At 38.4% G+C, this 17,666-nt stretch carries 21 protein-coding genes and 1 tRNA gene; 14 read left to right on the top strand and 8 right to left on the bottom strand.

Features of this window, described 5'->3' with window-relative positions; all coding sequences use genetic code 11:
* The first annotated feature begins 51 nt into the window (after positions 1-51).
* From trxB to NSQ08_RS24390, 7 genes are all read left to right on the top strand, one after another.
* Positions 52-1,008 (top strand): thioredoxin-disulfide reductase, encoded by a 957-nt coding sequence (trxB, locus tag NSQ08_RS24420; protein WP_002089563.1) that lies wholly within the window; start codon positions 52-54, stop codon positions 1,006-1,008.
* 160 nt (positions 1,009-1,168) lie between these two features.
* Entirely contained in the window at positions 1,169-1,975 is an 807-nt protein-coding gene (locus tag NSQ08_RS24415; RefSeq protein WP_340779363.1) for a DUF368 domain-containing protein, read from the top strand.
* A gap of 215 nt (positions 1,976-2,190) precedes the next feature.
* Positions 2,191-2,649, top strand: coding sequence for an NUDIX hydrolase (locus tag NSQ08_RS24410; RefSeq protein WP_002124062.1), 459 nt, complete (start codon positions 2,191-2,193; stop codon positions 2,647-2,649).
* A 20-nt stretch (positions 2,650-2,669) separates the two neighbouring features.
* Positions 2,670-3,551, top strand: coding sequence for an RNase adapter RapZ (rapZ, locus tag NSQ08_RS24405; RefSeq protein WP_002016084.1), 882 nt, complete (start codon positions 2,670-2,672; stop codon positions 3,549-3,551).
* A 3-nt stretch (positions 3,552-3,554) separates the two neighbouring features.
* Positions 3,555-4,508 (top strand): gluconeogenesis factor YvcK family protein, encoded by a 954-nt coding sequence (locus NSQ08_RS24400; RefSeq protein ID WP_002016083.1) that lies wholly within the window; start codon positions 3,555-3,557, stop codon positions 4,506-4,508.
* 88 nt (positions 4,509-4,596) lie between these two features.
* On the top strand, positions 4,597-5,547 hold the full coding sequence (whiA, locus tag NSQ08_RS24395; RefSeq protein WP_002016082.1) for a DNA-binding protein WhiA: 951 nt from the start codon (positions 4,597-4,599) through the stop codon (positions 5,545-5,547).
* A gap of 23 nt (positions 5,548-5,570) precedes the next feature.
* On the top strand, positions 5,571-5,819 hold the full coding sequence (locus NSQ08_RS24390; RefSeq protein ID WP_002016081.1) for an HPr family phosphocarrier protein: 249 nt from the start codon (positions 5,571-5,573) through the stop codon (positions 5,817-5,819).
* A 753-nt stretch (positions 5,820-6,572) separates the two neighbouring features.
* Here NSQ08_RS24390 and clpP read toward each other — a convergent pair.
* From clpP to NSQ08_RS24350, 8 genes are all read right to left on the bottom strand, one after another.
* The gene (gene clpP, locus NSQ08_RS24385) at positions 6,573-7,154 is read right to left on the bottom strand and encodes an ATP-dependent Clp endopeptidase proteolytic subunit ClpP (protein WP_001049163.1); all 582 of its coding nucleotides are present in this window, start codon (positions 7,152-7,154) and stop codon (positions 6,573-6,575) included.
* 240 nt (positions 7,155-7,394) lie between these two features.
* On the bottom strand, positions 7,395-8,264 hold the full coding sequence (locus tag NSQ08_RS24380; protein WP_002016080.1) for a DUF421 domain-containing protein: 870 nt from the start codon (positions 8,262-8,264) through the stop codon (positions 7,395-7,397).
* 20 nt (positions 8,265-8,284) lie between these two features.
* Positions 8,285-8,491, bottom strand: coding sequence for a DUF1657 domain-containing protein (locus tag NSQ08_RS24375; RefSeq protein WP_002034728.1), 207 nt, complete (start codon positions 8,489-8,491; stop codon positions 8,285-8,287).
* A 9-nt stretch (positions 8,492-8,500) separates the two neighbouring features.
* Positions 8,501-8,851 (bottom strand): stage V sporulation protein AE, encoded by a 351-nt coding sequence (gene spoVAE / locus NSQ08_RS24370; RefSeq protein ID WP_000575919.1) that lies wholly within the window; start codon positions 8,849-8,851, stop codon positions 8,501-8,503.
* Positions 8,848-9,864: a stage V sporulation protein AD gene (gene spoVAD, locus NSQ08_RS24365; RefSeq protein WP_340779354.1), complete on the bottom strand. Its 1,017-nt coding sequence runs from the start codon at positions 9,862-9,864 to the stop codon at positions 8,848-8,850. The genes spoVAE and spoVAD overlap by 4 nt, the downstream gene beginning before the upstream one ends.
* Entirely contained in the window at positions 9,865-10,341 is a 477-nt protein-coding gene (gene spoVAC, locus NSQ08_RS24360) for a stage V sporulation protein AC (RefSeq protein WP_002034730.1), read from the bottom strand.
* A gap of 28 nt (positions 10,342-10,369) precedes the next feature.
* Positions 10,370-10,858, bottom strand: a complete 489-nt coding sequence (locus NSQ08_RS24355) for a YhcN/YlaJ family sporulation lipoprotein (RefSeq protein ID WP_040963136.1) — start codon at positions 10,856-10,858, stop codon at positions 10,370-10,372.
* 106 nt (positions 10,859-10,964) lie between these two features.
* Complete coding sequence (locus NSQ08_RS24350; RefSeq protein WP_000216167.1) at positions 10,965-11,171, bottom strand: DUF1657 domain-containing protein; 207 nt, start codon at positions 11,169-11,171, stop codon at positions 10,965-10,967.
* Between the two features lie 912 nt (positions 11,172-12,083).
* On the opposite strand from NSQ08_RS24350, the gene NSQ08_RS24345 reads away from it, so the two are divergent.
* The 7 genes from NSQ08_RS24345 (at position 12,084) to gap (ending at position 17,580) form a co-directional block, all read left to right on the top strand.
* The gene (locus NSQ08_RS24345; RefSeq protein ID WP_002129884.1) at positions 12,084-12,284 is read left to right on the top strand and encodes a hypothetical protein; all 201 of its coding nucleotides are present in this window, start codon (positions 12,084-12,086) and stop codon (positions 12,282-12,284) included.
* A 284-nt stretch (positions 12,285-12,568) separates the two neighbouring features.
* Positions 12,569-12,644 (top strand) — tRNA-Arg (locus tag NSQ08_RS24340).
* A gap of 400 nt (positions 12,645-13,044) precedes the next feature.
* On the top strand, positions 13,045-13,311 hold the full coding sequence (locus tag NSQ08_RS24335; protein WP_113769674.1) for a hypothetical protein: 267 nt from the start codon (positions 13,045-13,047) through the stop codon (positions 13,309-13,311).
* A gap of 511 nt (positions 13,312-13,822) precedes the next feature.
* Positions 13,823-15,130: an RNA polymerase factor sigma-54 gene (rpoN, locus tag NSQ08_RS24330; RefSeq protein WP_002016074.1), complete on the top strand. Its 1,308-nt coding sequence runs from the start codon at positions 13,823-13,825 to the stop codon at positions 15,128-15,130.
* A gap of 9 nt (positions 15,131-15,139) precedes the next feature.
* Positions 15,140-15,385 carry a glutaredoxin family protein gene (locus tag NSQ08_RS24325; protein ID WP_002143722.1) on the top strand — a complete coding sequence of 82 codons (246 nt, stop codon included), beginning with the start codon at positions 15,140-15,142 and terminating at the stop codon, positions 15,383-15,385.
* Between the two features lie 135 nt (positions 15,386-15,520).
* Positions 15,521-16,549 carry a gapA transcriptional regulator CggR gene (cggR, locus tag NSQ08_RS24320; protein ID WP_002089545.1) on the top strand — a complete coding sequence of 343 codons (1,029 nt, stop codon included), beginning with the start codon at positions 15,521-15,523 and terminating at the stop codon, positions 16,547-16,549.
* 26 nt (positions 16,550-16,575) lie between these two features.
* Complete coding sequence (gene gap, locus NSQ08_RS24315) at positions 16,576-17,580, top strand: type I glyceraldehyde-3-phosphate dehydrogenase (RefSeq protein ID WP_002016071.1); 1,005 nt, start codon at positions 16,576-16,578, stop codon at positions 17,578-17,580.
* The last annotated feature ends 86 nt before the right edge of the window (positions 17,581-17,666 follow it).

Below are 17,666 nucleotides of genomic sequence, written 5' to 3'. Positions count from 1 at the left end.
ACAGTATAATGAGGGTAACTTAATGTGTATGAATGAATGGGAGTGAATAGTGTGTCAGAAGAAAAAATTTATGATGTCATTATTATTGGTGCAGGACCAGCTGGTATGACAGCTGCGGTATATACATCTCGTGCGAATTTAAGCACACTGATGCTTGAGCGTGGTATTCCAGGTGGACAAATGGCAAATACAGAAGATGTAGAGAACTATCCAGGTTATGAGTCTATTTTAGGACCAGACTTATCAAATAAAATGTTTGAGCATGCGAAGAAATTTGGTGCTGAATATGCATACGGTGATGTGAAAGCAATCATCGATGGTAAAGAGTACAAAACAATTATTGCTGGTAAAAAAGAATATAAAGCACGTGCAATTATCGTTGCAAGCGGTGCAGAGTATAAAAAAATTGGTGTGCCAGGTGAAACAGAACTTGGCGGCCGCGGTGTATCATATTGTGCAGTATGTGATGGTGCATTCTTTAAAGGGAAAGAACTTGTTGTTATTGGCGGCGGAGATTCTGCTGTTGAAGAGGGTGTGTTCTTAACACGCTTCGCATCAAAAGTAACGATCGTTCACCGTCGTGACACTCTTCGTGCACAGAAAATTTTACAAGATCGTGCTTTCCAAAATGAGAAAGTAGATTTCATTTGGAATCACACTATAAAAGAAATTAACGATGCAAATGGTAAAGTAGGAAGCGTAACACTTGTAGATGTAAACAGCGGAGAAGAACAAGAAGTTAAAACTGACGGCGTTTTCATATACATCGGTATGTTACCATTATCAAAACCGTTTGTTGAGCTAGGTATTACAAATGAAAATGGTTATGTTGAAACGAACGAGCGTATGGAAACGAAAGTTCCTGGTATTTTCGCAGCTGGTGATGTTCGTGAAAAAATGCTTCGTCAAATTGTAACGGCAACAGGCGATGGTAGTATTGCAGCACAGAGTGCACAGCATTATATAGAAGAGTTAGTAGAGGAACTAAAGACTGTAACAGAAAAATAAGGTTATTTTTCCTTTTGAGAAGAAAGCTACCGATAGGTGGCTTTCTTTTTTTGTCCAAATGTCAAACTATTGTCAAAAACAATTAAGAATATAATGATTCTTATTGTTATACTAGAATTTACGGGAAAAATCATTATAAGAAACGAGGAATTTATTCAGTATGGAATGGCGTAATATATATCGTGGATTTTGTATGGGCGTTAGTGATTTAATTCCTGGTGTGAGTGGCGGAACAATCGCTGTTGTGTTGGGGATTTATGAACAATTGCTTGCAGCAATTAGCGGATTCTTTAGTCGTGAATGGAAAAAACATTTAGCGTTTTTAATCCCACTTGCAGCTGGTGTAGCGGCAGCTTTTCTAACGTTAAGTCACGTTATTAAATATTTATTAGCAAATCATTATGAACCGACTCAATTTTTCTTTCTCGGTTTAATTATTAGTATATTACCGATGTTAATGAGAGAAGCTGATGCAAAGGCAACGTTTAAAGGTAGTCATATTGTCTTATTAATAATTGCAGCAATTCTTGTTGCAATAACGGCATTCTTTAAACCAGATAAGGTAGCTGATCCGATTACGACGTTAACAATTTTAAATGCAATTGGTTTATTTTTCGCAGGATGGATGGCTAGTATGGCTATGCTTCTTCCTGGAATTAGTGGATCGTTTATTTTATTAATTATTGGTGTGTATCCAACAGCAATTAACGCTTTAACTACACTCAATTTACCGTTAATCGTGGTTATCGGTGCCGGCGTGATGGCCGGATTTGTTGTAAGTAGTAAAGGAATTAGTTATTTGTTAGATCGTTATAAAAGTATGACATTTGCGGCAATTATTGGGCTCGTTATCGGGTCGATTGTCATTGTGTTCCCTGGCATTCCGACTGGTGGAATTTCAATTGTAAGTTCAATTATTACTTTTATTTTAGGATTTGCGGTTGTTACTTATTTCGGTAAGAAATAAGTGTTTTAATCCCCTTAACGATAAAAATCGTTAAGGGGATTTTTATGTGCTATTCATGGGAAGTAAGGTATTTTGATTGCTTGTTATAGAAAGAATTTTTACAATTGCTTAGCGAAAGGGGACTGGCACCTTCGTTGTAGCAAACTGTTTTTGATAGTATAATGAAATGAGTATGCAGTGAGAAATTTTGCTGCAAGTAGCTGAGGTGAAGAAACATGCAAAGAGTGACAAACTGTGTGTTAATTAGAGATAATGAAGTACTCTTACTCCAAAAACCTCGCCGGAATTGGTGGGTTGCACCGGGCGGGAAAATGGAGCGTGGTGAGACAGTAAGAGATACCGTTGTTCGCGAGTATCGTGAAGAAACAGGTATTTATTTAAAGAATCCAGCATTAAAAGGGGTCTTCACTTTTGTCATCCAAGAAGGTGATAAAGTTGTTTCTGAATGGATGATGTTCTCCTTTTTAGCAACAGATTTTGCAGGAGAAAACAAATTAGAGAGCGAAGAAGGCATCATTGGTTGGCATACATTTGATAAAATTGATGATTTAGCAATGGCACCAGGAGATTATCACATTATTGATTATTTAATTAAAGGGAATGGTATAATCTACGGTACATTTGTATATACCCCAGATTTTGAGTTGCTTTCATATCGATTAGATCCGAGTTAAACCTGCAAGGAGAGGATACGATGACAGAGAATAATGATATAAAAATGGTAATTATTACAGGGATGTCTGGAGCTGGAAAGACGGTAGCGTTACAAAGTTTCGAAGATTTAGGATATTTTTGTGTAGATAATTTACCACCGATGTTATTGCCGAAGTTTATTGAACTTATGGCAGATTCAAAAGGTAAAATGAATAAAGTGGCACTCGGTATTGATTTACGTGGCCGAGAGTTTTTTGAATATTTATGGGGAGCGCTTGATGATTTATCAGAACGTACATGGATTATTCCTCATATTTTATTTTTAGATGCGAAAGATAGCACACTTGTAACTCGTTATAAAGAAACGAGACGTTCGCATCCACTTGCGCCAACTGGCTTGCCGTTAAAGGGAATTGAAGCTGAGCGTGGTCTCTTAACTGATATGAAGGCACGAGCGAATATTGTGCTTGATACATCTGATTTGAAACCGAAAGAATTACGAGAAAAAATTGTTCACTTATTCTCAACAGAAACTGAGCAAGCATTTCGTGTAAATGTTATGTCATTCGGATTTAAGTATGGAATTCCAATTGATGCTGATTTAGTATTTGATGTTCGTTTTTTACCAAATCCATATTATATTCCACATATGAAGCCATTAACAGGACTGGATGAAGAAGTTTCGTCGTATGTGTTGAAATTTAATGAAACACATAAGTTTTTAGAGAAATTGACGGATCTTATCACTTTCATGCTGCCTCATTATAAAAGAGAAGGTAAGAGTCAACTTGTAATTGCGATTGGATGTACAGGTGGGCAACATCGTTCTGTTACGCTTACAGAGTACCTTGGGAAACATTTGAAACCAGAGTATAGCGTTCATGTATCTCATCGTGATGTGGAGAAGAGAAAGGGCCATTAAGGGATGAAAAAAGAGAGAAAACCTAAAATTGTTATCATGGGAGGTGGAACTGGACTTTCTGTTTTATTAAGGGGATTAAAACAATATCCTGTTGATATTACAGCAGTTGTAACAGTAGCCGACGATGGAGGCAGTTCAGGTAGACTACGTGATGAGCTAGAAATTCCACCTCCAGGTGATATTCGTAACGTACTTGTTGCGTTATCGGATGTAGAACCATTAGTGGAGGCTTTATTTCAGCACCGTTTTACAACTGGAGACGGACTGAAAGGGCATGCGTTAGGAAATTTACTATTGGCAGGTATGACTTCGATTACAGGAGACTTTTACCACGCGATTACGGAAACGAGTAAAGTATTAAATGTCAGAGGACGTGTATTACCAGCAGCGAATCAAAGTGCGGTACTTCATGCAGAATTAGAAGATGGAGAAATTGTAACAGGTGAATCAAAGATTCCTCATTTCGGGAAGAAGATTAATCGTGTCTTTTTAACTCCAGAAGATGTAGAACCGTTATGTGAAACGTTGACGGAAATTAAACGAGCTGATTTGCTTGTTTTCGGTCCAGGAAGTCTGTACACAAGTATATTACCGAATTTAGTTGTTAACAAAATTGGAGACGCTGTTCTTGCTGCAAAAGCGAAGAAGGTATATGTATGTAATGTTATGACGCAAGCGGGCGAAACGAAGGGTTATACTGCATTTGATCATGTGCAGGCGTTACATGATCATTTAGGTAAACCATTTATCGACACTGCGATTGTAAATAATCGTGATATTCCTCGTGAATTACGTAAGTTATATGAGGAAGAGATGTCGGAACCAGTTGCACTGGATACAAATCGTTTTGCTGAACATAATATCGAAATCATTCAAGATCGATTAGCGAAATATGATGATCGTGTTGTAAGACATGATACATTAAAGTTAGCTTCTATTTTATATTCATTGTTATAAATGTGCGTTGCCTCATTTGAGGTAACGCTCCTCATTCATATAGGACAAGATTTTTGTTCCAAAGTAATAGTATAAGGAGGTGTTGACTGTGTCATTTGCATCAGAAACAAAGAAAGAGTTGACCAACCTTGAAATGAAGGAATGCTGCGAGAAATCAGAATTATCGGCGTTGCTTCGAATGAACGGATCGCTTTCTTTTTCAAACCGTCGCCTATCTATCGATATTCAAACGGAAAATGCAGCAATTGCAAGAAGGATTTATACGCTTTTGAAAAAAGGATATGATGTGACGGTAGAATTACTTGTTCGTAAAAAAATGCGATTGAAGAAAAATAATGTATATATCGTGCGGCTTGTTGAGAAGTCTCGCGAAATATTAGCAGATCTTCACATTGTTCGAGATGACTTTTCGTTTATTCGAAATATATCGCAGGAATTAATCGAGAAGAAATGTTGTAAACGATCGTATTTACGCGGTGCATTTTTAGCAGGTGGTTCAGTAAATAACCCAGAAACATCATCTTATCATTTAGAGATCTTTTCGTTATATAAGGAACATAATGATTCTATATGTGAACTGATGAACGGATTTGATTTAAATAGTAAGACGTTGGAAAGAAGAAAAGGGTACATTACGTATTTGAAAGAAGCTGAAAAAATTACAGAGTTTTTAAATATTATAGGTGCTCATAATGCACTTTTAAGATTTGAAGATATTCGAATTGTTCGCGATATGCGTAATTCAGTAAATCGTTTAGTTAACTGCGAAACAGCTAATTTAAATAAAACAATTGGTGCAGCGCTAAGGCAAATTGAGAACATCCGCTATATTGATGAGACGGTTGGGCTTGATATTTTGCCAGATAAATTAAGAGAAATTGCACAGTTACGAAGAGATTATCAAGATGTAACATTGAAAGAGTTAGGTGAGATGGTATCCGGGGGGAAAATTAGTAAATCGGGTATTAATCATCGTTTGCGTAAAATCGATGAAATTGCAGAGAAATTACGCGCGGGGGAAACAGTAGCAAAAAAATAAAAGGTTAAAGGGGAAATGGAGCTGTGGTTCAAAAACTGGTTAAAGTGGCATTAAAAAACGGCTTACAAGCACGTCCGGCTGCGTTGTTTGTACAAGAGGCAAATCGCTTTCATGCGGATATCTTCATCGAGAAAGATGGAAAGACAGTGAATGCAAAGAGCATAATGGGGATTATGAGCTTAGCAATCGGAACTGGTAGCATGATTACAATCACAACAGAAGGTTCAGATGCAGAAGAGGCTTTGGAAGCATTAACTGCATATGTACAATAAAGGGTTATCGCGAATGTGCGATAGCTTTTTTTATTTTTCTGTTTGTGGGGTGAGGTGAGTTGAGTTTGAGTGGTGGGGGTATATGATACCCTTGTACATAATAAAAAAAGCGCCCTGTTGACGGGCGCTTCCGCTTTTAGATGTATCCAGCTCCAGCGGCTAGAATCTCCGGTCGTTTCGCTTTTACATTCGAGGCAAAAAGCGCCTCGGATGTAAAAGCTCCAACGCCCTGCGATTCTGAACGAGCCGCTTCCGCTTTAAATTCTATCCAGCCCCAGCGGCTAGAATCTCCGGTCGTTTCGCCCCTTCATTCGAGGCAAAAAGCGCCTCGGAATCAGGGGCTCCAACGCCCTGCGATTCTGAACGAGCCGCTTCCGCTTTTAATTCTATCCAGCCCCAGCGGCTAGAATCTCCGGTCGTTTCGCCCCTTCATTCGAGGCAAAAAGCGCCTCGGAATCAGGGGCTCCAACGCCCTGCGATTCTGAACGAGCCGCTTCCGCTTTTAAGTATATCCAGCTCCGGCGGCTAGAACAGTCGGTCGTTTCACCCCTTCATTCGAGGCAAAAGGCGCCTCGGAATCAGGGGTTCCAACTTCCTCCTGTTCTAAACGAGCCGCCTCCGCTTTTAAGTATATCCAGCTCCAGTGGCTAGAATCTTCGGTCGTTTCGCTTTTACATTCGAGGCAAAAAGCGCCTCGGATGTAAAAGCTCCAACGCCCTGCGATTCTGAACGAGCCACTTCCGCTTTTAAGTATTAACGATTTGTAAAGATCTTATCGATTAAGCCGTATTCTAGAGCTCTTTCTGCTGTCATGAAGTTGTCGCGGTCTGTGTCGCGTTGTAGAACTTCAAGTGGTTGACCTGTGCGGTCAGCAAGAATTTGGTTTAATTTTTCACGTAAGAATAGGATACGTTTTGCAGCGATTTCGATTTCAGTCGCTTGACCTTGTGCTCCGCCAAGTGGTTGGTGAATCATAACTTCACTGTTTGGAAGTGCGTAACGTTTTCCTTTTTCACCTGCTGCAAGTAAGAATGCACCCATAGATGCAGCCATACCGATACAGATTGTTGATACTTGTGGTTTAATAAACTGCATTGTATCGTAAATTGCCATACCAGCTGTGATAGAACCACCAGGGCTGTTGATGTAAATGTGAATATCTTTTTCTGGATCTTGAGATTCCAAGAATAAAAGCTGGGAAACGATTGAGTTTGCTACGTTGTCATCAATTGCACTACCAAGCATAATGATGCGATCCTTTAATAGTCGAGAGTAAATATCGTAAGCGCGTTCTCCACGATTTGTTTGTTCAATTACTGTAGGAATTAAATTCATCTGTTATTTCCTCCTTTAAAAGCTTTCTTAGTCTTATAATACAATTATGGTCAATGAAGGTCAAACGAAACCACTTTAAATCAAAAAATATGTAGTTGTATCATGATTTATTCGCTATGTTTTTAAAATTCCCTGCTTATGTATCTTCAACATCATAACCGAATTACATAAATTTAAACGTGATTAATGGTGTGGGAAAGGCAAAAGAACGCCTTTTGTATAGAAGCGTTCTTTCATTTTTTATTCTTTTAACAGATAGGTTACTTTATTTAAGATTTTCTCGATTTGTTTTGCGTTTTTACTATACATATCACTCGCTGATTTTGATTTCGTTTCTAAAGAGAATAATTCAAGATCAGCATTGCATTTCTTTAAGGATGCCAATAGTAAAGGCTTGTTTTGAGGAGAAGGCATTTGGAGTTTATCATTATAGATGTCGATAGTAAGTTGTCCGTATGAATCAACTTGACCAAGAAAGACATTTTCAATGACAACACCGAGTTTTTCTAGCTCAGAATGTAACCAAGCGCGATTATGCCCGCTAGCAGAAAGAGGTTCATCTAATACATTTCCATCCATAATAACAGTTTGCGGTTCTTTTTCGTTTGGCACTTTTAAGCTGATATCTTTTGCTGTAAGTGGTTGGCGATCTTTCTTTAATAATACATTTAATTCACCGCTCGGTTCTAGTACAGCAAATTCAACATCAGCTACGCTGAACGCATTTTTTCCTCTGAGAAGCTCAAGTAATTCATCACTTGTATACTTTTCTTTCTTTAAATTATCTTCAAGTATTTTGCCATCTTTTATTAATACGGTAGATTTTCCTTCAAAAAAATCTCGAGCTGTTTTGTTCTTTAAAGAGAGGATTCCAGTGAAAAAAGGTACCACAGCGAAAATGAGTATCGCAAAGACGCCGTGGAAAAATTTTGAATCAAGCCCTGTAGATACTTGGGCAGCGATGTCACCGATTGTCATTCCGGCTATGTATTCAAAAAAGGAGAGCTGAGAGATTTGTCTTTTTCCTAACCATTTCGTAATAGCGAATAAAATAATTAATATGAATACAGAGCGAAGAATGACAAGTGTCCATTCCGGCAGGTGAGACATAGTCATTTCCTCCAGTCTACTTAAAACCCTTTATATTGAGGTTCTTCACGTTCTAATACTGAAACTCTATTCTGTAAATCGGTGATGATGCTGTCCATTTCTAACATACATTCATGAAATACACGTTTTGATTCCGCGTCCTGTGAATTTAGTGAAAGGGAGCTTAAACTTGCTTGAGCGCCCCTTACACTGGCAAGGCAGGTTTTAACGCTAGCGATAACTGTCATACGAACACCTTATCCTTTCGGTTTGAATAGCAATGCTCCAATGAAGCCGAAAATAATGGCAGCTGATACACCAGCACTCGTTACTTTAAACATGCCGGTAATAACGCCGACGATGCCATGTTTGGCTGCTTCCTCCATCGCGCCATGAACGAGGGCATTACCGAAACTTGTAATAGGTACAGTTGCCCCAGCGCCTGCAAAGTCGATTAATGGTTCATACAGATTGAATCCATCTAATATAGCTCCAGCAACAACGAGTGTTGCCATCGTATGAGCGGGGGTTAGTTTGCCGACATCAAACATAAGCTGTCCGATTACGCATATGAGTCCACCAATGACGAAAGCCCAGAAAAAAATCATTGCGTTGCACCTCCAAATTCAATCGAAACAGCGTGAGCGATACACGGAATCGTTTCTTCTTGTTGGAATGTAAGTGGAGATAGTAAAGCGCCTGTCGCAACGACAAGTATTTTCTTGAGTTCTCCTCTTTTCATTCGGTTTAATAAATGTCCGTATACGACTGTTGCTGAACAGCCTGGACCACTTCCACCAGCTATGACAGGTTGACCTTCTCTATAAATGATGATTCCGCAATCTTGAAATTGCTCGCTCTTTACTTTTGTTCCATGTTTATGTAGTAGGTCGTAAGCGATTTCGCGACCGACATGTCCAAGGTCACCTGTTACGATTAAGTCGTAATAAGAGGCGTCAATTTGTCGTTCGCGTAAATGAGCTTCAATCGTATCGACAGCAGCTGGGGCCATCGCACCACCCATATTAAAAGGATCTGTTAGTCCCATATCAATAACTCGTCCAATGGTGGCCGATGTTACTTGTGGACCATATCCAGTGTCGCTTAAAATAGCCGCGCCTGCACCGGTCACTGTCCACTGAGCCGTAGGAGGTTTTTGACCACCATATTCAGTTGGATAGCGGAATTGTTTTTCTACCGCAGCGTTATGACTTGATGCCCCAGTTAATAAATACTTTGCACCTTTTGCATTTACGATACTTGCGCCGAGTGCTAAGCCTTCCATAGAGGTAGAACAGGCGCCGAATAAACCGAGATAAGGTGTTCCGAGTGTGCGGCATGCAAAGCTCGTTGGAGTTATTTGGTTAATTAAATCCCCTGCGAGTACGAATTGAATATCGTCTTTACGGAGCTTTGCCTTTTCGGTAGCGCGGCTACAAGCTTCTTCAAATAAAATTTTATGCGCCTTTTCGTAAGAATCTTGTCCGAGCCATAAATCTTCATGCAGGGTATCGAAGTCTTCAGGAATTTTTCCATTTGCCTCAAATGGGCCACCGACTACACCTGTTGAGATGATAACTGGTTTGTTTTCGAATACCCATGTTCGGTGTCCTTGTAACATTTACAGCCCTCCCCATTGAAAGAGAATCGTTTTAATAAGAGCGATGACAAAAGCTGAAAATACGCCAAATAAGATGACCGATCCTGCTAGTTTAAACATGTTACCACCAACGCCGAGAACGAATCCTTCTGTACGGTGTTCAATACACGCGGCAATAACAGAGTTACCAAATCCAGTAACGGGAACTGCGGTACCAGCACCAGCAAATTGTCCGAGGCGATCGTAGACGCCAAATCCCGTCAGTAGCATAGAAATAAAAATAAGAGTTGCAACGGTAGGGTTCCCGGCAGATCTTTCAGTGAAATCAAAGTACGTAATATAAAAGGTGGAAATCAGTTGGCCTATTAGACAAATTAATCCCCCGACGAAAAAAGCTTTTATACAATTTTTTAAAACGGGGCGCTTCGGCTCGCGCTGTTGTTCGAATTTTTTATATTCTTGTTGTACAGGTGTTAAATTTTTATCTTTACTAGACATTTGAATCCTTCCTTCTCTTTTAGAAAGCTTAAATATTAGATCCCATTTCTGATTGAATGAGTTTTAACTGTTCTTTAATGCCATCCTTACTCACTTTCTTTTTCTTAATTTTGTTTTCAAGTTCTTCTATGAGCATAAAGATCTTTTTGTCTGTACTTACACGAATATCGAAAGTAGGGTTTTCATCACTTAGCTTCTTTTTTAATTTACTTCTTAAAGGCTTTAAACCAAATCTTTCGTGATGTTCAGGTTTAACGGCTATGTAAAGATCTAAATTTGTATTAACTGCGGTAGCTTCTGTAATTCCCTCTATAGTGAGAGCCTTTTTCTTAGCTTCTTGCGATATAGATTGATTAAAGGATTCTGTACTCATTTTTGTTAACTTAGGGCCCTTGTCTTCTTTCGTTCGTTTAGCTTCTTCTTTCTTTACCTTTTTATCTAACGGGCTATTATCACATCCGGTAAGTGAACCGAATAGGAGCATAAATAACGCGGTTATGATTCCGAGTTTTCGCATTATAATCATTCCATTTCTATTGCATTATGTAATTTGAGAAAAAAGGATGATTGCATATCACCCTTTTTCTCAAATTGTGTACCATTAGATACAATGGCACCTTTGGTTATTGCTGTGTGTATTGTGGTTCTTCTTGCTGGACTTCTTCAACACGCGGGTTTAAAGAATCGATAATTGTTTGTGTTTGCTGCGCAGCTGTTTGGAAAAGTTGCTTTGCTTGTTGGTTATCCGTATCAAGAGCGAATCCCTCTAAGCTAGCTTGTGCACTTTTTAATCCAGAAACAGTTTGCTTTAGTTTTGTAATTACAGTCATTGAATGAAGCCCCCTTTGGAATATCAATTCAAAGATTATAATTTGTGGGTTTGGGTGAATTTATGATTGGAAAATTTAGGTTTTTGAAGTTGAAGCTTTGATTCAAGCGTCAATGAATTCTTTGTTATAGTGGCGCTTTATAAGATGGAAGAGGATGATATGTAATTCATGATGTAGGTATGTTACCTGTTGAAGATTAAAAAGTAACTGAAAATTACATGAGGTTAAATTTCTAATTATTCACAAAAAACACATCAATAAAATATATATATTTCTATTCTTATAGTTATTTTCAATTTAAAATAAAATTTTCTTGTATAGTAAAAAAAAGGATGTTTCCAGTTTTAAAAAAATAATATCTTCATTATCTTATTCATTCAATCGAAGTCAATCACGAAAGAAGAACGTTATTAAATCAACGTTTCTTTTAATGCATAAAACATTTACGAATTGTTTTGTTCATCGAAAGTCTTGCGAATTCTTTTAAATCAACGTTTAGAAGAGAAAGTCGAAAGTAACAAAAGTCATTTATGTTGTATTCGTCATTCATCAAAATGAATACGCTATTCACCACAAGCCAACCCAAACGAAAATTTTCCGAACCCTCCAAGCCACCCCGCTGAGCCGTCGCAGGAGTCCCTTAGAGATAGTATTTGTGATTTTTGAATCAGGGGGTTGATCTCTCGCGAAGTCCTGACGCAGCCCAACGAATTGTCTTTTACCCAATTCTCGCCGAGTTTCTACTATCAAAGAAAATAACGTTTCTAATGCGATTGGGCAGCCGTTATCGGAACTTACCCCCGACAGTGTGTTAAAATTAATCGAAGCGGAAAACGAGGATCTCCAATTGACTGGACGTGTAATCGGTTGGACAGTTTAAGAGAGTTGTATAAAAAGGGAGATGGCGCAAAGATGGTGAGATCAAAAGAGAATGATTTAACGGAGAAATTGGCAGAAGGTCACCGAGAATATGGTGACGGCAACTTTACAGTACAGAACATCGGTGATGAAACTAACCCGAATTGGACTGTCGTAAAAAATGTGAGGAAGGGATCGGCAGGCATTCGTGAAGGGGAAGATATATTTAGCCTGCGATCAAAATATATAAAATAGTGCGGAGATGGGCGGGCATCACTTCGCCTGTCTTTTTTTTATAGACTATATGCGTTCTATTTCGATTTAAGTAGATTAAGGGGGAACGAAAGAAGGAAAACTGCGCGCTAAAGCTAGTGTAGAAGAGGTTTTTATGCTTGCGTATTAGGTTAGCGTCAGGATATAATATCCATATGTAAAGAAGCGAACGTATACGTGTTGGTGTTCGTATCCTACGTTTAACTTTCGGTAAGAACAAATCGGAAGAAGACGGAAGCAAACCGTTGATATTATCATAATCTCATGCGCCCATAGCTCAGTCGGATAGAGCGGTGGTTTCCGGTACCACGTCTGCCGGGGGTTCGAATCCCTCTGGGCGCGTTATGTATTGTTGTTGTGATGTGTTCTATTTAAAAGTATTGAGTAAATAGCACATAATAGCGTGAAGAACGTGTTGAAAATTAATAGTAAATCTAAAGAAACCCCTTGTATGTGATTAGAAATAATCGTGTATAGGGGGTTTTTCGTTATGAAAAGAATTAAAGAGTGAAATGCAATTCAAATCAGAACAGATTTTAGCACTAAAAGAAATTGTAACGAGATATATTGCACAAGCGTATTGTTAAGTTGCTGAACGAAGATATGACACGTAAGATAGTAGTGATTCACAAAGCAATAGGGGCAGGCTAGCCGTCTTTGCCAGTAAGCTGAAGTTTAATAAAAGTGATCATCTTTCGTTGGCATTATCGGACTTTCTTGACCGTTATGAAGGAGAAGAAGAATGAAAAAAGGTTCTCGCAAGCTATTTGAAATAAAATCGTTTCTTACATGTATTGAAGAAGAGGAGTGCGGAGAAAAGGTCTATTATGTAACGATGGAACATCACAACAGTAGTGCGACTCGTCACAAGATAACGAAAGATGATGCATTCGAAATGTTAGTTGCGTATGCAAAAGGAATACCTGAAATCATGGAGGTCTTCATGGAAGATGAAAATTTCACTGAAGTTTATAAGATAACGGCATCGCTAGGTATTTATTGCAGTTAAGTAAAAAGTACATGTCATAAATGTTGTTCACTTGTACGAATAGACCCTGGAAAAATAACTCAGAGGTAATCCAAGTCACAATTCGAAAATTACACAAAGCAGATAAACAAGAAAGTATCTTTATAGCAAATCGAAACGCTGTGAATTTGGTGCGTGTGGTACTCGTAGAGGATACGAACGGAATTAATCTATCAAATGAAAATGCGACAATGGTGAAGAAACGTGTAATATTCGATATGTACTCGCTATTGTAAAAAAAGGTCTGAACTTACAAGTATAAGTTCAGACCTTTTTTTATTATCACTTGTTATATCTGATAATAAGAATTACTATTAGTACGTGGTGATAATTTTTATACGTTATCATTTTCTTTCAATATTATTCAAATTTCGGTTGTAAGATGTAAATCTCATTAATACATATAAATTAATAATATTTTGGAATGGGTGTCTGCGATAGGATTCTCCTTTTACCAAACTTATTGTACAATAGAAACAAGGGGGAGATTAGTTTGAAGGCAAGTCTTTTACAAGAACAAAGCTTACGTTTGGCAATGACACAAGAGTTAAGGCAAGCGATTACAATGCTCCAGTATAATGTACAAGAATTATCGGAGTTTTTGTATGAGCAATCGTTAGAGAATCCCCTTATTGAGTTAGGTGGTTTTGAGAGGGAGAAGAAAAAGAGCTCTAACACAAGTAAAAGTACCCGCAAACAAGTCGAGAATCAAATGGAAATCTACAGTGTGGATTCTACAACGATTCAGCAACATTTATTAAATCAACTACAGTATTATAAAATAGATGAAGAAGAGCGAAAAGCAGCTTCTTTCATTATTATGAACATGGATGGAAATGGCTATTTACAAGAAACAAATGAAGAGTTATCAGAGCTTCTTTCTGCGCCAATTGATGTAGTGGACTGTTCCGTGGAGCTTGTTCAATCGTTAGAGCCAGCAGGGGTAGGTGCGCGTAATATTCAGGAATGTCTATCAATCCAATTGAAGCGCTTACAAAGAAGAAATGGGTTAGCGGAAGAAATTATAGATGATCATTTTAATTATTTCGTTAAGAAAGATTGGCGAAAGCTCGTTCAAGTGTTGAAGTGTACCAACGAGGAATTACAGGATGCGGTGAACTGTATTACATCATTGCAGCCGAAACCAGGTCTTGCATTTTCTTCTGATAAACCACTTTATATTGTGCCTGATATGGCGGTAAAAAAAGATGGCGATCATCTCGTTTTACAGATGAATGAGAGAAATATGCCAAGAATTGAAATTCACTCTGAGTATAGTGCGTTACTAAATAATAGTGAAAGTGAAGTGGCTTCTTACGTATCGGAGAAGTATCAGCATGTGCAATGGATTATGCGCAGTTTGAAACAGAGAAAACAAACACTCTTACAAGTGATGAATATTATTATGGAAAAACAGCATGATTTCTTCTGGGGAGGCCCAGAGTATTTAAAACCACTTGCTTTAAAAGAGGTGGCGGAAGAGTTAGGTGTGCATGAGTCTACAATTAGTCGTGCAACGCGTAATAAATATGTGCAAACGCCGCACGGTTTATTTGAGATGAAATCGTTCTTTAGTAATTCTATTTCTACGACGGAAGATGAGGCGGTTTCTACAAAGCGTGTGAAACAATTCATTCAAACGCTTGTTGGAGCAGAAAATAAGAAAAAGCCACTTTCGGATCAAAAGATTTCAAAATTATTAGAAGAAGAGCATGAAATAGTTATTTCTCGAAGAACGGTTGCGAAGTATAGAGAACAAATGCATATTCCTGCTTCATCTCTAAGAAAAACAATTGGATAGGTGAAGAAGATGAAGGTTGTACTATATACAAAAAAAGATTGTGGTCTTTGCGTGAAGGCGAAACAAGTTTTAAAAGAAGTACAATATGAATATTCTTTTCAAATTGAGGAAATAGATATATATGAAGATAATGACCTTTTAGAGAAATACCATCTAATGATTCCTGTTGTAGAAATAGGCGGAAGACAAGTGGAATATGGTAACATTCACAAAGGTGTCATAATAAACTATATAAAGAATGCAGTTAAGAGTTGAATAAGTTTCTGTCTCCTGTTACAATAATACACGTAGCAGGGATTATTTTTTTAACCTAAGTGGGACACAAAATGTCACTACGGGACATAAAGTGACCACGAAGGGAAATGAACCGATGCAGTGAGGAGAAAAGATATGCGCTCATGGATTCAGAACACAAAAAAATTATTACCTGATCTGCTACCTGTTATGCAAACGAGAATGCAAGTGCTTCAGTACATTAGGCTTATGCAGCCGATTGGAAGAAGAAACTTATCTGCAAGTCTCGGTATGACAGAACGAGTATTGCGAAGTGAAGTTCAAGTTTTGAAAGAACAAAACTTAGTTCACGTCGCTTCTTCTGGAATGACTTTGACAGAAGAAGGAACAGCTTTAGTTCTTGCTTTGGAAGACTTTATGAAAGAAATTTCCGGGTTAAAGGTTTTAGAAAAACAACTTAAGGAAACATTAGACTTGGATGAAGTTTTCGTTGTCCCTGGTGATAGTGATGAATCACCTTGGGTCAAACTGGAGATGGGCCGTGCTTGTGTGACTTGTATAAAAGACCGTCTGACAGTGAATAATATCGTTGCTGTGGCTGGAGGAACTACGCTAGCTGCTGCTGCGGACATGATGCAACTTGATTGCAAAGATTTACATATGCTATTTGTCCCAGCACGTGGTGGAATTGGAGAAGGTGTCGAGTTAGAAGCCAATACCATTTGCGCCAAAATGGCACAAAATACGATGAGTAATTATCGCTTATTGTATGTTCCAGATCACGTTAGTAGCGAAGCATATGCGTCTATTGTAACAGAGCCCTCCGTGAAAGAAGTTCTTGAGTTGATTCGATCTTCCAATATCGTCATTCATGGAATTGGTGATGCGTTAACAATGGCACGTCGCAGAAATACTTCAGAAGCAGATTGGTTAAAGATTCAGGCAAGCGAAGCAGTTGGCGAAGCTTTCGGTTACTACTTTAATGAACAAGGAAATGTTGTTCATAAAGTAAGAACAGTTGGTATGCAACTTGAAGATTTACAACATGTATCTCACGTTGTTGCAGTCGCTGGAGGTTCTTCAAAGGCAAAGGCAATACAGGCTGTAATAAAGCAAGGGCACACTTCAATTCTAATTACAGATGAAGGTGCAGCAAAACAATTAACAAAGGGTATTACCCTTTAATATAATCCCCCAAGGAGGAAATTTAAATGACTAAAATTGGTATTAATGGATTTGGACGTATCGGACGTAACGTATTCCGCGCAGCTCTTAACAACTCTGAGGTAGAAGTAGTAGCAATCAACGACTTAACAGATGCTAAAACATTAGCTCACCTTTTAAAATATGATACAGTTCACGGAACTTTAAATGCAGAAGTATCTGCTAACGAAAACAGCATCGTTGTTAACGGTAAAGAAATTAAAGTTATCGCTGAGCGTGACCCAGCTCAATTACCATGGAGCGACTACGGAGTAGAAGTAGTAGTAGAATCTACTGGCCGTTTCACTAAAAAATCAGACGCTGAGAAACACTTAGGTGGATCAGTTAAGAAAGTTATCATCTCAGCTCCAGCTTCTGACGAAGATATCACTGTAGTTATGGGTGTTAACCACGAACAATACGATGCAGCTAACCACAACGTAGTATCTAATGCTTCTTGTACTACAAACTGTCTAGCTCCATTCGCTAAAGTATTAAACGAAAAATTCGGCGTAAAACGCGGAATGATGACAACAATTCACTCTTACACTAACGACCAACAAATCTTAGACTTACCACACAAAGATTTACGTCGTGCTCGTGCAGCAGCTGAAAACATGATCCCAACATCTACTGGTGCTGCTAAAGCTGTAGCATTAGTATTACCAGAACTTAAAGGTAAATTAAACGGCGGCGCTGTACGTGTTCCAACTGCTAACGTTTCTCTTGTTGACTTAGTTGTTGAACTTGACAAAGAAGTAACAGTTGAAGATGTAAACGCAGCATTCAAAGCAGCTTCTGAAGGCGAATTAAAAGGTATCCTTGGATACAGCGAAGAGCCATTAGTATCTATCGACTATAACGGATGTACAGCTTCTTCTACAATCGATGCATTATCTACAATGGTAATGGAAGGTAACATGGTTAAAGTACTTTCTTGGTACGATAACGAAACTGGTTACTCTAACCGCGTAGTAGACCTAGCTGCATACATGACTTCTAAAGGTCTTTAATTCTTAAGTATATAAGCAATCAATGACAAAACGAGGGAGAGGGTTTGTTCCCTCTCTCTCTTCTTTCGTTTTAGAAGCAAATGTGA

It is taken from the genome of Bacillus sp. FSL E2-8887, assembly GCF_038007205.1.
Classification (GTDB): domain Bacteria; phylum Bacillota; class Bacilli; order Bacillales; family Bacillaceae_G; genus Bacillus_A; species Bacillus_A mycoides.
The sequence above is the reverse complement of the archived record's forward strand: the minus strand, read 5'-3'. Positions and strand labels throughout refer to the sequence as shown.

Bases quoted from the DNA above. Each gene is read 5' to 3' on its own strand.
- NSQ08_RS24415 (WP_340779363.1), top strand. From the start codon at position 1,169: ATGGAATGGCGTAATATATATCGTGGATTTTGTATGGGCGTTAGTGAT.
- NSQ08_RS24410 (WP_002124062.1), top strand. From the start codon at position 2,191: ATGCAAAGAGTGACAAACTGTGTGTTAATTAGAGATAATGAAGTACTC.
- rapZ (WP_002016084.1), top strand. From the start codon at position 2,670: ATGACAGAGAATAATGATATAAAAATGGTAATTATTACAGGGATGTCT.
- NSQ08_RS24400 (WP_002016083.1), top strand. From the start codon at position 3,555: ATGAAAAAAGAGAGAAAACCTAAAATTGTTATCATGGGAGGTGGAACT.
- clpP (WP_001049163.1), bottom strand. From the start codon at position 7,154: ATGAATTTAATTCCTACAGTAATTGAACAAACAAATCGTGGAGAACGC.
- NSQ08_RS24380 (WP_002016080.1), bottom strand. From the start codon at position 8,264: ATGTCTCACCTGCCGGAATGGACACTTGTCATTCTTCGCTCTGTATTC.
- NSQ08_RS24375 (WP_002034728.1), bottom strand. From the start codon at position 8,491: ATGACAGTTATCGCTAGCGTTAAAACCTGCCTTGCCAGTGTAAGGGGC.
- spoVAE (WP_000575919.1), bottom strand. From the start codon at position 8,851: ATGATTTTTTTCTGGGCTTTCGTCATTGGTGGACTCATATGCGTAATC.
- spoVAD (WP_340779354.1), bottom strand. From the start codon at position 9,864: ATGTTACAAGGACACCGAACATGGGTATTCGAAAACAAACCAGTTATC.
- spoVAC (WP_002034730.1), bottom strand. From the start codon at position 10,341: ATGTCTAGTAAAGATAAAAATTTAACACCTGTACAACAAGAATATAAA.
- NSQ08_RS24355 (WP_040963136.1), bottom strand. From the start codon at position 10,858: ATGCGAAAACTCGGAATCATAACCGCGTTATTTATGCTCCTATTCGGT.
- NSQ08_RS24350 (WP_000216167.1), bottom strand. From the start codon at position 11,171: ATGACTGTAATTACAAAACTAAAGCAAACTGTTTCTGGATTAAAAAGT.
- NSQ08_RS24345 (WP_002129884.1), top strand. From the start codon at position 12,084: ATGGTGAGATCAAAAGAGAATGATTTAACGGAGAAATTGGCAGAAGGT.
- NSQ08_RS24335 (WP_113769674.1), top strand. From the start codon at position 13,045: ATGAAAAAAGGTTCTCGCAAGCTATTTGAAATAAAATCGTTTCTTACA.
- NSQ08_RS24325 (WP_002143722.1), top strand. From the start codon at position 15,140: ATGAAGGTTGTACTATATACAAAAAAAGATTGTGGTCTTTGCGTGAAG.
- cggR (WP_002089545.1), top strand. From the start codon at position 15,521: ATGCGCTCATGGATTCAGAACACAAAAAAATTATTACCTGATCTGCTA.
- gap (WP_002016071.1), top strand. From the start codon at position 16,576: ATGACTAAAATTGGTATTAATGGATTTGGACGTATCGGACGTAACGTA.